The organism is Microbacterium terricola, assembly GCF_027943945.1.
Taxonomy (GTDB): domain Bacteria; phylum Actinomycetota; class Actinomycetes; order Actinomycetales; family Microbacteriaceae; genus Microbacterium; species Microbacterium terricola.
On sequence record NZ_AP027141.1, the window covers coordinates 1580351 to 1593210 of the forward strand.

General features: G+C 71.5%; 15 protein-coding genes. 5 read left to right on the plus strand and 10 right to left on the minus strand.

Features of this window, described 5'->3' with window-relative positions:
- Nucleotides 1-65: 65 nt before the first annotated feature.
- On the plus strand, nt 66-1139 hold the full coding sequence (locus Microterr_RS07430) for an AI-2E family transporter (RefSeq protein ID WP_263798611.1): 1074 nt from the start codon (nt 66-68) through the stop codon (nt 1137-1139).
- Here the strand turns inward: Microterr_RS07430 and Microterr_RS07435 are convergent, their stop codons facing one another.
- The 9 genes from Microterr_RS07435 to rpsB all read right to left on the minus strand — a co-directional run bounded on the left by Microterr_RS07435 (nt 1140) and on the right by rpsB (nt 7752).
- Nucleotides 1140-1868, minus strand: a complete 729-nt coding sequence (locus Microterr_RS07435) for an alpha/beta hydrolase (protein ID WP_263798610.1) — start codon at nt 1866-1868, stop codon at nt 1140-1142. It abuts the gene before it with no gap.
- Nucleotide 1869: 1 nt separating this feature from the next.
- Nucleotides 1870-2154: a hypothetical protein gene (locus tag Microterr_RS07440; protein ID WP_263798609.1), complete on the minus strand. Its 285-nt coding sequence runs from the start codon at nt 2152-2154 to the stop codon at nt 1870-1872.
- Nucleotides 2155-2158: 4 nt separating this feature from the next.
- The gene (locus Microterr_RS07445) at nt 2159-2911 is read right to left on the minus strand and encodes an aggregation-promoting factor C-terminal-like domain-containing protein (protein ID WP_425560952.1); all 753 of its coding nucleotides are present in this window, start codon (nt 2909-2911) and stop codon (nt 2159-2161) included.
- Nucleotides 2912-2967: 56 nt separating this feature from the next.
- Complete coding sequence (locus Microterr_RS07450; RefSeq protein ID WP_263798805.1) at nt 2968-3525, minus strand: DivIVA domain-containing protein; 558 nt, start codon at nt 3523-3525, stop codon at nt 2968-2970.
- A gap of 5 nt (nt 3526-3530) precedes the next feature.
- Nucleotides 3531-4514 (minus strand): phosphatidate cytidylyltransferase, encoded by a 984-nt coding sequence (locus Microterr_RS07455; RefSeq protein ID WP_263798607.1) that lies wholly within the window; start codon nt 4512-4514, stop codon nt 3531-3533.
- Between the two features lie 8 nt (nt 4515-4522).
- On the minus strand, nt 4523-5077 hold the full coding sequence (gene frr / locus Microterr_RS07460; protein ID WP_263798804.1) for a ribosome recycling factor: 555 nt from the start codon (nt 5075-5077) through the stop codon (nt 4523-4525).
- 49 nt (nt 5078-5126) lie between these two features.
- On the minus strand, nt 5127-5846 hold the full coding sequence (gene pyrH / locus Microterr_RS07465; RefSeq protein WP_263798606.1) for a UMP kinase: 720 nt from the start codon (nt 5844-5846) through the stop codon (nt 5127-5129).
- A gap of 88 nt (nt 5847-5934) precedes the next feature.
- Nucleotides 5935-6762: a translation elongation factor Ts gene (gene tsf, locus Microterr_RS07470; protein ID WP_263798605.1), complete on the minus strand. Its 828-nt coding sequence runs from the start codon at nt 6760-6762 to the stop codon at nt 5935-5937.
- 78 nt (nt 6763-6840) lie between these two features.
- Nucleotides 6841-7752 carry a 30S ribosomal protein S2 gene (gene rpsB, locus Microterr_RS07475; protein ID WP_263798604.1) on the minus strand — a complete coding sequence of 304 codons (912 nt, stop codon included), beginning with the start codon at nt 7750-7752 and terminating at the stop codon, nt 6841-6843.
- A gap of 305 nt (nt 7753-8057) precedes the next feature.
- On the opposite strand from rpsB, the gene Microterr_RS07480 reads away from it, so the two are divergent.
- Nucleotides 8058-8531, plus strand: coding sequence for a murein hydrolase activator EnvC family protein (locus tag Microterr_RS07480; protein WP_281974267.1), 474 nt, complete (start codon nt 8058-8060; stop codon nt 8529-8531).
- A 26-nt stretch (nt 8532-8557) separates the two neighbouring features.
- Here Microterr_RS07480 and Microterr_RS07485 read toward each other — a convergent pair whose 3' ends face one another.
- Nucleotides 8558-9466 carry a tyrosine recombinase XerC gene (locus Microterr_RS07485; RefSeq protein WP_263798602.1) on the minus strand — a complete coding sequence of 303 codons (909 nt, stop codon included), beginning with the start codon at nt 9464-9466 and terminating at the stop codon, nt 8558-8560.
- A 113-nt stretch (nt 9467-9579) separates the two neighbouring features.
- On the opposite strand from Microterr_RS07485, the gene Microterr_RS07490 reads away from it, so the two are divergent.
- From Microterr_RS07490 to dprA, 3 genes are read left to right on the plus strand one after another with little or no spacing between them, the layout of a single operon-like run.
- Nucleotides 9580-9948, plus strand: a complete 369-nt coding sequence (locus Microterr_RS07490) for a YraN family protein (RefSeq protein ID WP_263798601.1) — start codon at nt 9580-9582, stop codon at nt 9946-9948.
- Nucleotides 9945-11471 (plus strand): YifB family Mg chelatase-like AAA ATPase, encoded by a 1527-nt coding sequence (locus Microterr_RS07495; protein ID WP_263798600.1) that lies wholly within the window; start codon nt 9945-9947, stop codon nt 11469-11471. Before Microterr_RS07490 ends, Microterr_RS07495 begins: the two co-directional genes overlap by 4 nt.
- Nucleotides 11468-12667: a DNA-processing protein DprA gene (gene dprA, locus Microterr_RS07500; RefSeq protein WP_263798599.1), complete on the plus strand. Its 1200-nt coding sequence runs from the start codon at nt 11468-11470 to the stop codon at nt 12665-12667. Before Microterr_RS07495 ends, dprA begins: the two co-directional genes overlap by 4 nt.
- Nucleotides 12668-12860 lie beyond the last annotated feature (193 nt).

The window sequence follows — 12860 nt, forward strand, 5'->3', positions numbered from 1 at the left end:
CCGTCCGCGGGCGCCCTCGGTGCGTATCCTGACGGAAGAGCAGTGCCGCACAGTCGAGGAGAGCCGTGAAGATCCACAATCCGTTCCGGGTGGCATTCGTCGCGACGCTCGGCGTCGGTCTCGGGCTGCTGTTCATCGGCGGCATCCAGACGCTGTCGACGATCCTGCTGTACGTCGGCACCGCGCTGTTCCTCTCGCTCGGCCTGGAGCCGGTCGTGTCCTGGCTGGAGCGCCGCCGACTGCCGCGCTGGGCGGCCGTGCTGGTGACGATCCTCGCGCTGCTCCTGGTGTTCGCGGGCGTGATCCTCATGGTCGTGCCCATCATCGTGGGTCAGATCTCGCAGCTCGTCACGCAGATCCAGGACCTCGTCGACTCCGGCTCATGGGATCCCATCGGGGCGACCAAGTCATGGCTGCACGAGACGTTCCCCGCCCTCAATGTCGAGCAGGTCTTCGAGTATCTCGAGGAGTGGTACAACTCGCTCGACTTCGGGCAGATCGGCGAGACGGTCGGCAGCAGCATCATCGTCATCGGCGCCGCGCTCATCGCGGGATTCACCGGCGCGTTCATCGTGCTGATCCTGACGATCTACTTCACGGCATCCACGCCCTCGCTCAAGAAGGCCGTGTACCAGCTGGTGCCGGCCTCGAAGCGGGCGCGGTTCATCGACCTGGCCGAGCAGATCACCGATTCGGTCGGCTTCTACGTCATCGGTCAGCTCACGCTCGGCGTGATCAACGGCGTGCTGAGCGCCATCCTGCTCACGGCGATCGGCGCGCCGTTCCCCGCAGTCCTGGCCGTGATCGCGTTCTTCTTCTCGATCATCCCGCTGGTCGGCACCCTGACCGGCTCGACGATCATCGTCCTCACCTGCCTGATCCCCGGGCTCGCCACGAACCCGAACGCCTGGTGGATCGCCGCGATCTACTACCTCGTGTACATGCAGATCGAGGCGTACGTGATCTCCCCGCGCATCATGAACCGTGCCGTCTCGGTGCCGGGAGCCGTCGTCGTGATCGCCGCCCTGGCCGGTGGAGCGCTGCTCGGCCTCCTCGGCGCGCTCGTCGCGATCCCCGTGGCCGCCAGCATCCTGATCATCTACCGTCAGGTGATCATCCCGCGGCAGAACGAGCGGTAGTCAGACCCCGGCGACGGGCGCCGGAGGCCATTCGTTCGGCAGCGGGAGCGCGTCGGGGGCGATCGCCGCGACGATCTCGGTGAGCACCCGCCTGGTCTGGTTCTCCCCCACCCAGAGGTGCTTGCCGCCCTCGACGGGGATGACGACGGCGTGCGGGATCGCGGCGAAGCGCTCAGCCGCCTCCGCCGGACGCAGGTAGTCGTCGAGCTCGGGGATCAGGGCGATCACCTGACGCTCGTCCTCCGCCCAGGCCGCGACGTCCTCTGCGGTCGCGCGGTGCAGCGGCGGCGAGAGCAGGATGACGCCCTCCACCTCGTGGTCCCTGCCGTACTTCAGTGCGAGCTCGGTCCCGAACGACCAGCCGACCAGCCAGGGCCGGGGAAGCCCGCGCTGGTGCACGAAGTCCAGTGCTGCGGCGACGTCGAACTCCTCGGCGCCGCCGCCGTCGAAGGCGCCGTCGCTCGTCCCCCGCGGCGATGAGGTGCCCCGGGTGTTGAAGCGCAGAACGGCGAGGTCCGCGAGGGCGGGCAGGCGCGCCGCCGCCTTGCGGAGGACGTGCGAGTCCATGAATCCGCCTGCCGTCGGCAGAGGGTGCAGGGTCACGAGGGTCGCGACGGCAGGCCGGTCGAGCGGGGTCGCGAGCTCTCCGACGAGGGTCAGCCCGTCGAGCGTGTGCAGCTCGATCTCCTGCCGGTGGGCGGGAAGCTCCAGTGGTCCGCGGATCTCCATGTCAGGCGATGCTCCAGCAGTGCGCGTGCCAGTGGCGGCGGGCCGCGAGGTCAGCGGCATCGCCGAGCACGCCGTCGGCGCGCCAGACGACGAGGTGGGCGACCCCGGGGTCGACCGAGCGCCCGCAGCCGGGACAGACGTACGCCTTCACGGCCTGCGCAGCGGAGACCGGCTGCACGGTCCACTCCGCCCCGCGACGCGTCTCGGTGCGCTTCCATCCGGCGAGCAGACGCTCGAAGGAGTCCCCGTCGGCCGACGCCGGACGGCGCCGGTTCGCCCTCGGCATGAGGTCAGTACCAGCCGGAGGACTGCGACTTCGCCCACGCGCCGCACGGGGTGCCGTAGCGGCCGGTGATGTAGCCGAGACCCCAGGTGATCTGCGTGGCGGGGTTGGTGGCCCAGTCCGCGCCGGCGGAGGCCATCTTGCTGCCGGGGAGCGCCTGCGGGATGCCGTAGGCGCCGCTGCCGGCGTTGTACGCGTTCACTCGCCAGCCGGATTCCTTGCTCCACAGCGAGACCAGGCAGTTGTACTCGTTCTCGCCCCAGCCGCGGGCCAGCACCATCTCATGGGCGATGGCCTGGGCGCTGCCGGGGTTCGGCGCGACGGCGGGCGGGGCCCAGCCTGTCGCGCCGGACGTGGTCGACGTCGTCGCCGCGGCGGCGACAGGCGTCGGCGTGGGCTTCGGCTTGACGTAGACGCTGTAGCTGTCCCGGCCGAGATCGCTCGCCTTGGTCTCGGCGGATGCGTCGCCCTCGAGCGACTGGGCGTCGTCGATGGTGCTGGCGTACAGCGAGGTCGTCGCGTCGTCGCCCGCAGTGGCGTCCGCGAGGGCCATGCCGGTCGGGCCGACCGAGGCCGCGACGAATCCGAGCGCGGCGAAGGCGGCGAAGACCGCCACGACTCCGCGACGGCGCGACCAGCGCGGTGAGGGCGCGGGTGCCGGATGGCGGGAGGGCTGTGGGGAGACGGCGGCGTGCGCACGCGCGGGCACGAGCGCATCGCGTCGGCCGCGTCGTGTCGTCATCTCAGTCCCGGAAGTCACAGTGGCCCCGAGTCTAGCGGGCGTGCCTGAGGGCTGCCATCCGGGTGAGGGGTTCCTCATGCGACCGCCAGGATCACCTCGACGACCGCGTCCAGCAGCGCGTCGACCTGCGCTTCCCGGTATCCGCCCCGCTGCATGCGGAAGGCGACGGAGCGCACCTGCTCGACCGTGACCGGTTCGCCGTCCTCCAGGAACGCCGTGATCTTGTCGGTGACGAGGTCGACCTCGTCACGCCGATACCCGTAGTGCAGCCCGCCGACACGATCGAACCGGCGTCCGTTCGGGCGGGTGATGCGATCGAGGATCACCTGCGCGTTCTCGCGGGCCATACCGACCCACTCATGCGCGCCGACCCGCGCCATCGCGCTGTCGCGCTCCCGGACGGCGAAGGCGTCCTCGATGCGGCCGAGCGCCGCATCCACCTGCGCGACGGCGTAGCCGTTGCGTGCGAGCGGGAAGGCCACCTGGCGGACATCCGCGGCCGTGAGGCTGGCGTCGCCGGTCTCGAAGGCGTCGCGTGCCTTGGCCAGGAAGGCGTCGACGGCGGCGCGGTCGTACCCCTTCTCTCGGCCGTGGACCTCGGGGAATGCCGCGGGTGGTGCGTCGGGAGTCATCGTCATCATGCCGCCAGAGGAGAGAGCAGGTAGTACAGCGTCAGTGCGCTGATCGTCGAGGGGAGGATCGAATCGAGGCGGTCGAGCACACCGCCGTGCCCCGGCAGCCACGAGCTCATGTCCTTGATGCCCAGGTCGCGCTTGATCATCGACTCGCCCAGGTCGCCGATCGTCGCCGTCAGCAGCACGGCGGCACCCAGGATCAGACCGGCCCAGAACGGCAGGCCGAGCAGGAACAGCGCGAGGAGCGCTCCGGCCAGCAGCGCGCCGACCGCGGCGCCCGCGAAGCCCTCCCAGGTCTTCTTGGGACTGATCCGCGGCGCCATGGGGTGCTTGCCGAACGCGAGCCCCGAGGCGTATGCGCCGGTGTCGGAGACGACCGCGATGATGACGAACCCGAGCACCCACCATTCGCCGCCGTCCTGGCGCAGCAGGATCAGGCAGAGGCTGGCGAGGAAGGGCACGTAGAGCTGCACCAGCACGCCGGCGAGCACATCGTCGAGCACGTCGCCGTAGGTGCGGCCGTCCTTCGCCACCATCTGGGCGACCAGGCGCCACACGACCACGACGGCGACCGCGACGAAGGTCACGACCCAGTGGGTCCACAGGCCCAGGAAGTAGCCGGAGACGGCGAGCACCGTACCGGCGACCAGCTGCGGGACGAGGTCGACCCGGCGTCCGGAGGCGACCAGCGCACGGCTGAGCTCGAAGATGCCCAGCAGCGCCGCGCCGAGCGCGAACACCACGAAGACCTGCTTGAAGAAGATCAGCGAGGCGACCAGGAGCGCGCCGATGGCGAGTCCGATCAGGGTCGCGACGATGAGGTCACGCCCGGTGCGGGCCTTGATGCGCTCGTTCGCCTCTTCGAACTCGGCGCGGGCGTGCGCGACCTGGTGCTCGAACTCGCTGCGCGCCGCACGTACGTGCTCGCGGCGCGAGACCGGCTCTGCCGGTGCGGCGTCGTCCGGTGACGCCCCTGAATCGGTCATCGGCGTCCTCAGACCTCGAGCAGCTCGGCCTCTTTGCGCTTGAGCGCGTCGTCGATGGCGTCGACGTGGGCGCGCGTCAGAGCGTCGAGCTCCTTCTCGGCGCGCGCGAGATCGTCGTCGCTGACCTCGCCCTTGAGGGCGTCCAGGTCGTCCTTCGACTTGCGGCGGATGCCACGGACGTGGACCTTCGCGTCCTCGCCCTTGGTCCGCACGATCTTCACGAACTCCTTGCGGCGCTCCTCCGTGAGCTCGGGCAGCGTGACCCGCACGATGCTGCCGTCGTTCGTCGGGTTGGCGCCGAGATTCGGGGTGCTCCGAATGGCCTCCTCGATGGCCTTCAGCGCCGACTTGTCGTACGGCGTGACCACGAGCGTGCGGGCCTCGGTGTTGTTCAGCGACGCGAGCTGCGAGAGCGGCGTGGGCGTGCCGTAGTAGTCCACGAGGATCTTCTGGAACAGCTGCGGGTTGGCGCGGCCCGTCCGCACTGTGGCGAAGTCATCCTTCGCGGCCTCGACGGCCCGATCCATTCGCGAACCGGCATCTGCCAGGACATCGGCGATCACAGTGACTCCCATCGGGTAAGACCAGAACCCTCAGTCTAGTCGGGACGGTTCAGACGGTGACGACGGTGCCGATCGGCTCGCCGAGCAGTGCGCGGGTGACGTTGCCCGCCGGCTCCATCCCGAACACGCGCATGTCCATGCCGTTGTCCATGCACAGGCTGAACGCCGTGGAGTCGACGACCTTCAGTCCACGCTGCAGGGCATCGCGGTACGTGATCCGGTCGATCAGGGTGGCCGAAGGGTCCTTCTTGGGGTCGGCGGTGTAGACCCCGTCGACGCCGTTCTTGGCGACGAGGACCTCCACCGCGCTGATCTCCAGCGCGCGCTGCGCGGCGACCGTGTCGGTGGAGAAGTAGGGCAGACCCGCGCCGGCGCCGAAGATCACGACGCGCCCCTTCTCCATGTGGCGCTCTGCACGCCGCGGGATGTACGGCTCGGCGACCTGCGTCATTGAGATGGCGGACTGCACGCGGGTGGCGGCGCCGGCCTGCTCGAGGAAGTCCTGCAGGGCGAGGGCGTTCATCACCGTGCCGAGCATGCCCATGTAGTCGGCGCGCCCGCGGTCCATGCCGCGCTGGCTGAGCTCCGCGCCGCGGAAGAAGTTGCCGCCGCCGACGACGATGGAGATCTCGACCCTGTCTACGGCCGCCGCGATCTCCTGCGCGATCTGGCTCACGATGTCGGGGTTCACACCCAGCTGTCCCCCGCCGAAGGCCTCGCCCGAGAGCTTGAGCAGGACGCGCCGGCGTCCGGTCGCTTCATCGATCACGTGTGTGTTCCTCTCATCGCGTACAACCTATCGAAGGGCATGAGAAAAGGCCCGCGCCGAACGGATCGGCGCGGGCCTTCTCATCGGATCAGGCGCCGACCTTGAAGCGGGCGAAGCCCGTGAGGGTCAGACCCGCGTCCTGAGCGACCTTCGCGACGGACAGCTTGTTGTCCTTCGCGTAGTCCTGGTCGAGCAGCGAGACCTGCTTGAAGAACGCGTTCACGCGGCCCTCGACGATCTTGGGCAGGGCGGCCTCGGGCTTGCCCTCGCCGCGCGAGATCTCGGTGACGATCTCCCGCTCCTTGTCGACATCGGCCTCGGGGACCTCGTCGCGCGAGAGGTACGACGGGTTCGCGAACGAGATGTGCTGCGCGAGGCTGCGCGCGGTCTCCGCGTCGTCGCCGGTGTAGGCGAGCACCACGCCGACCTGCGGGGGCAGGTCCTTGCTGGTGCGGTGCAGGTAGACCTCGAAGTGGTCACCCGAGAGGGTGCGCACGCGACGCAGTTCGACCTTCTCGCCGATGATGGCGGCCTCGTCCGAGATGAGCTGCTCGACCGTGCCCGCACCGGCGGGAGCGGCGAGAGCGACCTCGACAGAGTCGGCGGCGACCGCGGCGACCGCGTCGGCGACCTTGTCGGCCAGCGCGATGAAGCGGTCGTTCTTCGCCACGAAGTCGGTCTCGCACGCGAGCTCGATGAGCGTGACCTTGCCGTCCGACTCGCGAGCGGCGACGAGGCCCTCGCTGGTGGAACGGTCGGCGCGCTTGGCGTTGCCCTTCGCGCCCTTCAGGCGGAGGATCTCGACGGCCTTCTCGACGTCGCCGTCGGCCTCTTCGAGGGCCTTCTTGGTGTCGACCATGCCCGTGCCGAGCTGCTCGCGCAGCGCCTTGATGTCGGCGATGGTGAAGTTTGCCATGGGTGGCGGCTCCTTGATTCGTGAATGAGGGGATGCTGCGGCGGAACCGGATCGACCCGGTTCCGCCGCAGCGATGACTTACTTGGCGGCGTCAGCCTCGGCGGCGGGAGCCTCGACCTCGGCCTCGGCGGCGGGAGCCTCGACCTCGGCGGCGGGTGCCTCGACCTCGACCTCGGCGGCGGGTGCCTCGACCTCGACCTCGGCGGCGGGCGCCTCAGCGTCGGCGACGGGCTGCTCGAGCAGCTCGCGCTCCCAGTCGGCGAGCGGCTCGGCGGCCTCAGCCGTCTCGTCCGTCGGGTTGTGGCGCTGGATGAGACCCTCGGCGGCAGCATCCGCGATGATGCGGGTGAGCAGGCCGACGGAGCGGATCGCGTCGTCGTTGCCGGGGATCGGGTACTGGAACTCGTCCGGGTCGGCGTTCGTGTCGAGGATGCCGATCACCGGGATGCCGAGCTTGGTCGCCTCGTTGACGGCGAGGTGCTCGCGCTTCGCGTCGACCACCCAGATCGCCGAAGGGGTCTTCGACATGTTGCGGATGCCGCCGAGCGACTTGTGCAGCTTGTCGAGCTCGCGCTTCTTGAGCAGGAGCTCCTTCTTGGTGAAGCCGCTCTCCGCCGGGTTCTCGTAGTCGAGCTCCTCGAGCTCCTTCATGCGGGCGAGGCGCTTCGAGACGGTCTGGAAGTTGGTGAGGAGGCCACCGAGCCAGCGCTGGTTGACGTAGGGCTGGCCGACGCGGGTCGCCTGCTCGGCCAGGATCTCCTGGGCCTGCTTCTTGGTGCCCACGAAGAGGATGGTGCCGCCGTGCGCGACCGTCTCCTTGACGAACTCGTACGCCTTGTCGATGTACGACAGCGACTGCTGGAGGTCGATGATGTGGATGCCGGAGCGCTCCGTGAGGATGAAGCGCTTGACCTTCGGGTTCCACCGGCGGGTCTGGTGTCCGAAGTGGACGCCGCTGTCGAGCAGCTGGCGAATGGTGACGACGGCCATGGCCGTTCTCCTGTTCTCGGCGCACGCGTGCGCCGTTTGCGGTTTGTTCCGCCGGAGGATGCTCCGGCGAGCCTGATGCCCGACACGCTCCCGCTCGACCGCGGAGTGCGGTTGAGACCGATGGGAGGGGGTGTCGCGGGTCCGCCGGGGCGGTCCGCTGAAGGGCATGCGTAGTCACCCCGAGATCGAGGTGCCCTGCCAGTGTATCAGCCGCCGCCTCCTCCCCACAGCGCGTGCGGGCGTCGTGGTGCACAGGTTGCACCGCCGGCGTCTGCATGGCGGAAGCCGTACGGGAGGCTGTCTCCGTGCAGGGGCGTGGGGTGCGGATCCGTGCGGCGGTCCTCGCCGCGGCGCTCGTCGTCGGAGCCGCTCCGGACGGATGGCGCTGGCCGGTCGAGCATGTCGTCGTCACCCACGAATACCAGGCGCCGGCTCACGCCTACGGGCCCGGTCACCGCGGCATCGACCTCCGCCTGGACGACGAGCGGATGCTGCGCGCACCGGCCGACGGGGTCATCGCGTTCGCGGGACAGGTCGCCGGGCGCGGGGTGGTCACGATCGATCACGGCGACGGGCTGGTGACCACGCTCGAGCCGGCCGTGACGGTCCTCGGCGTCGGCTCACCGGTCGCCCGCGGTGACGTGGTCGCCGAGCCCGGCCTCGGGGGTCACGCCGCGCCGGGGGACGTGCACTTCGGGGTGCGGCGGGACGGCGAGTACGTCAATCCGCGGATGCTGCTGGGCGGCGTGCCGCGCGCAGTGCTGCTGCCGTGCTGCTGAATGTGCTGGTGAGCGTGCCGTGACCGTCAGGCGCGCGGGTGCGCCAGCCGATAGGCCGCAGACAGCCGCTCGCTGGACACGTGCGTGTAGATCTGGGTGGTGCCGAGGCTCGCGTGTCCGAGGATCTCCTGCACCGTCCGCAGGTCGGCACCGCCGTCGAGCAGGTGGGTCGCCGCGGAGTGCCGGAGTGCGTGCGGACCGGCGGTGCCGCCGATCACCGGCCCGAGGGCGCGGGCGACGAGGTCGTAGACCGCGCGGGGCCCGATCGTCCCCCCGCGCGCACCCAGGAAGACGACACGCGGCCGGTCGGCGCGTGACGCCGCCCTGGCGGCGAGCACGGGGCGCGCCCGCACGAGATAGGCGTCGAGGGCCGCGGCGGCCGGAGCACCGAACGGCACGACCCGCTCTTTCGCGCCCTTGCCCCAGACCCGCGCGGTGCGCCTGGCGCGATCGAGGTCGTCCATCCCGAGGCCGCACAGCTCCGACACGCGCATCCCGGTGCCGTAGAGCATCTCCATGATCGCGTGATCGCGCAGGGCGAGGGCGTCGCCGTCGCCTGCCGCATCGCGGAGGATCCCAAGCAGCTCGGCCAGCGCCGGCGCCGTCGCGACCGCCGGCAGGGTGCGGCCGCGTTTGGGGGCGACCAGCCGAAGCGCCGGATCGATCGCGATGTGCCCCTCTTCGCGCGCCCACGCGCAGAAGCCCCTGACCGCCGCCGTGCGTCGGGCGATCGTGGAGCGCGCGTCCCCGCGCTGCGTCGCAGCCCACAGCCACTCCCGGAGATGCTCGATGTCGAGCTCCGTCAGCTCGAGGTCGCCGGTCGCAGCGATGAGGTCGGCGAGGTCGCCACGGTAGGCCCGCACGGTGGCAGGCGAGAGCCGGCGCACCCGGGTGAGGTGCGTCTCGTAGAGCTCGGCCGCCTCCCCGATCCGCATGTGTCCAGCATGCCGTGCCCACGGCTCCTCCCCACCGACCGGCGCCCGGCGGTTCGTCCACGGATCCCACCGGCCGATCCTGCGCGGGCGACCGCGGAGCCGACGATGCTGTCATGGCGGTCAAGGATGTGCTGGGCAGGGCGGGCGAGGATCGCGCCGCGCGCTACCTCACCGCGAGCGGATACGAGCTGCTCGGCAGGAACTGGCGGTGTCGCGAAGGAGAGATCGACATCGTGGCGCGCGAGGGCGACCAGATCGTCGTGGTCGAGGTCAAGGCGCGGCGCTCCGAGGCGTTCGGGCATCCGTTCGAGGCGATCGACGCGCGCAAGCGGCGCCGTCTCTGGCGACTCGGCCTCGCGTGGATCGCGGCTCATCCCGAGCATGCGCGCGGGCGCCGGCTGCGGGTCGACGCGATCGGGCTCACCGGTGCCGCCCCCGACTCGGCCCGCCTCGAGCATCTGCGCGATGTGGAGCCGGCATGAGTGTCGCCCGCACGTGGGCCGTTGCGCTGACCGGTGTGGACGGCGCACTCGTGGAGGTCGAAGCCGACCTCACGAATCAGCTGCCTGGTTTCAAGATCATCGGACTGGCAGACAAGGCGCTCGGTGAAGCGGTCCAGCGCGTGCACAACGCGTGCGCCAACAGCGGCCTCCCGCTGCCCCGCCGCGCGCTGACTATCAACCTCTCCCCCGCCAGCCTGCCCAAGCAGGGCTCCGGCTTCGACCTGGCGGTCGCGATCACCGCACTCGCGACCGAGCTGACCGTCGACACGGGTTCCATCGCACGCACCGTGCACATCGGCGAGCTGGGGCTCGACGGCCGTCTGAGGCCGATCGCCGGGGTGCTGCCGGCCGTGCGCGCGGCCGCCGCCCACGGCTTCCATCGGGTCGTCGTGCCCTGGGCCAACATGGACGAGGCCCGGCTGGTCGACGGGATCGAGGTGCACGGCGCGGTGAGCCTCGCCGACGTGGCCAGGCTCCACGGTGCCGAGCTCGACCCGGACGACCGGCCCGTCGATCCGGTCGCGTCGACCGCTCCCGCCGACGAGCCCGAGCAGGTCCCCGATCTGGCCGAGGTCATCGGCCAGCGGGAGGCGGTGGACGCGCTGATCGTCGCCGCCGCGGGCGGGCACCACCTCCTCATGTGCGGTCCGCCCGGTGCGGGCAAGACGATGCTGGCGCGGCGCCTGCCGGGCATCCTCCCCGAGCTCGACGACGAGCAGGCGCTGGCCGCAGCATCCATCCGATCGCTGGCCGGTCTGCAGGTGACGTCGCTCTCGCGCCTGCCGCCGTTCGAAGCGCCGCACCACAGCGCGAGCGTCGCCGCACTGGTCGGCGGCGGCAGCCGCGGTGTCCGCCCGGGCGCGATCGCCCGGGCGAGCGAGGGCGTTCTGTTCCTCGACGAGGCGGGCGAGTTCCCCGCGAACGCGCTCGATGCCCTGCGTCAGCCGCTGGAGTCTGGCTCGATCGTCATCCATCGCGCAGGCGGCGCTGCGCGCTTCCCCGCCCGGTTCCAGCTCGTGTTGGCGACGAACCCGTGCCCATGCGGCGACTACGGCATCCGCGGCGGGTCGTGCATGTGCCCGCCGAGCGCGATCCGCCGCTACCTCGGACGCCTCTCCGGGCCGCTGCTCGACCGCATCGACATCCAGCTCACCCTCGCCAGGGTCGCCCACACCGCGCCCGCCTCCGCCGGACCGACGACCGCGGCGGCGCACGGCAGGGTGCTCGAGGCTCGAGCGCGCACCGCCCACCGCCTGCGCGACACCCCGTGGCAGCGCAACGCGCATGTCGACGGCACGTGGCTGCGCCAGGGCCCGCTCGCGCCCGCCCCTGCGGTGCGCAGGCCCCTCGACGCCGCGCTGCACCGCGGGGTGCTCACCCTGCGCGGCTACGACCGGGTGCTGCGCGTGGCGTGGTCGCTCGCCGACCTCGGCGGCAGGTCGCAGCTCGGCGTCGACGACATCGGGCGCGCGCTCTTCCTGAAGAAGGGGATCACCTCATGACCGCGTTCGCCCTCACCCCCGATGCAGCGCGGTCCGCGCTGCGCGGCGTCGACCGGGTCGACGAGCTGCCGGACGAGACGGTCGTCGACCGATACGCCCGGGCTGTCTGGAACCTCCTCACCGAGCCGGGCGACAGCATCGCGGGCCGCCTCATCGAGGCGGCGGGCGCCGCCGGCGCGCTCGCCCTGACGCAGGACGAGGAGTCGCTGCTCCCCGGCATCGAGGGCGTCTCGCCGCGGGCGCTGGATGAAGGGCTGCGTCGCTGGCGTCCGCGGCTGGTCCCTGATGCGCTGGCCGATGCGCTGCGCAGCGCGACCGCCTGCGGCGCGCGGATGCTGCTGCCCGGCGACCCGGACTGGCCGACCGCCGTCGCCGACCTGGGCCCCCACGCGCCGCACTGCCTCTGGGTGCGCGGCGCCACGGCGGCCCTCCGCAGCGCGTCGCCGGCGGTCGCCCTCGTCGGCGCCCGCGCGGCGACCGGCTACGGCGAGAACGTCTCCGCCGAGCTGGCCGCGGAGCTCGGCGGCGGCGGTGTGTCGGTGGTGTCCGGGGCCGCGTACGGCATCGACGGCGCGGCCCACCGCGCGACCCTGGCCGCCGGCGGACGCACGGTGGCGCTCCTGGCCGGAGGCGTCGACCGCCCCTACCCGGCCGGCCATTCCGATCTGCTCGGGCGCATCGCCGCGACCGGCGCGGTCGTCAGCGAGGTGCCGTGCGCCTCGGCGCCGACGAAGTGGCGATTCCTGCAGCGCAATCGCCTCATCGCCGCGCTGGCCGACGCGACCGTGGTGGTGGAGGCCGGGTGGCGCAGCGGCTCGCTGAACACTGCCGGACACGCTGCGGCACTGGGTCGCCCGCTCGGCGCGGTGCCCGGACCTGTGACCAGCGCGGCGTCGGCGGGATGCCACCGGCTGCTGCGCGAGTTCGGCGCGACCTGTGTCACGCACGCCGACGACGTGCGCGAGCTGCTCGGCATCAACGGCTCCGTGGCTCCCGTCGGACCGGGGACGCGCACCGACGACACCACGCGGGTCATCGACGCGCTCAGCCCGCGGGCCTGGCAAAGCACCGAGGCTCTCGCGCGGCGCACGGGGATGTCAGCCGCCGCGGTGGAGCCGATTCTCGGGCTCCTCTGGCTCGAGGGCGGCGCCGAGCGCACCGATCAGGGGTGGCGCGCCGCCCGCGTGTCCCGCTGAGGGCCGTAGACCGCATGGCCCGCCGACCATGGCACGCGTTTCCCGCTGGGCTCGCCAGAACAGGTGATCTGGCGACGGGAGGCGGTTCTGGGGCCCGATCGTCCTGCAACCGCCAGAACACCTGTTCTCGTGCGGACGTGTTCTCGCGCGGGCGTTGGCAGCCCGGGTGCCCCGCTGAGGGCCGCAGGCCGCA

Bases quoted from the DNA above. Each gene is read 5' to 3' on its own strand.
- Microterr_RS07435 (WP_263798610.1), bottom strand. From the start codon at position 1,868: ATGGAGATCCGCGGACCACTGGAGCTTCCCGCCCACCGGCAGGAGATC.
- Microterr_RS07440 (WP_263798609.1), bottom strand. From the start codon at position 2,154: ATGCCGAGGGCGAACCGGCGCCGTCCGGCGTCGGCCGACGGGGACTCC.
- Microterr_RS07450 (WP_263798805.1), bottom strand. From the start codon at position 3,525: ATGACTCCCGACGCACCACCCGCGGCATTCCCCGAGGTCCACGGCCGA.
- Microterr_RS07455 (WP_263798607.1), bottom strand. From the start codon at position 4,514: ATGACCGATTCAGGGGCGTCACCGGACGACGCCGCACCGGCAGAGCCG.
- tsf (WP_263798605.1), bottom strand. From the start codon at position 6,762: ATGGCAAACTTCACCATCGCCGACATCAAGGCGCTGCGCGAGCAGCTC.
- rpsB (WP_263798604.1), bottom strand. From the start codon at position 7,752: ATGGCCGTCGTCACCATTCGCCAGCTGCTCGACAGCGGCGTCCACTTC.
- Microterr_RS07485 (WP_263798602.1), bottom strand. From the start codon at position 9,466: ATGCGGATCGGGGAGGCGGCCGAGCTCTACGAGACGCACCTCACCCGG.
- Microterr_RS07490 (WP_263798601.1), top strand. From the start codon at position 9,580: ATGGCGGTCAAGGATGTGCTGGGCAGGGCGGGCGAGGATCGCGCCGCG.
- Microterr_RS07495 (WP_263798600.1), top strand. From the start codon at position 9,945: ATGAGTGTCGCCCGCACGTGGGCCGTTGCGCTGACCGGTGTGGACGGC.
- dprA (WP_263798599.1), top strand. From the start codon at position 11,468: ATGACCGCGTTCGCCCTCACCCCCGATGCAGCGCGGTCCGCGCTGCGC.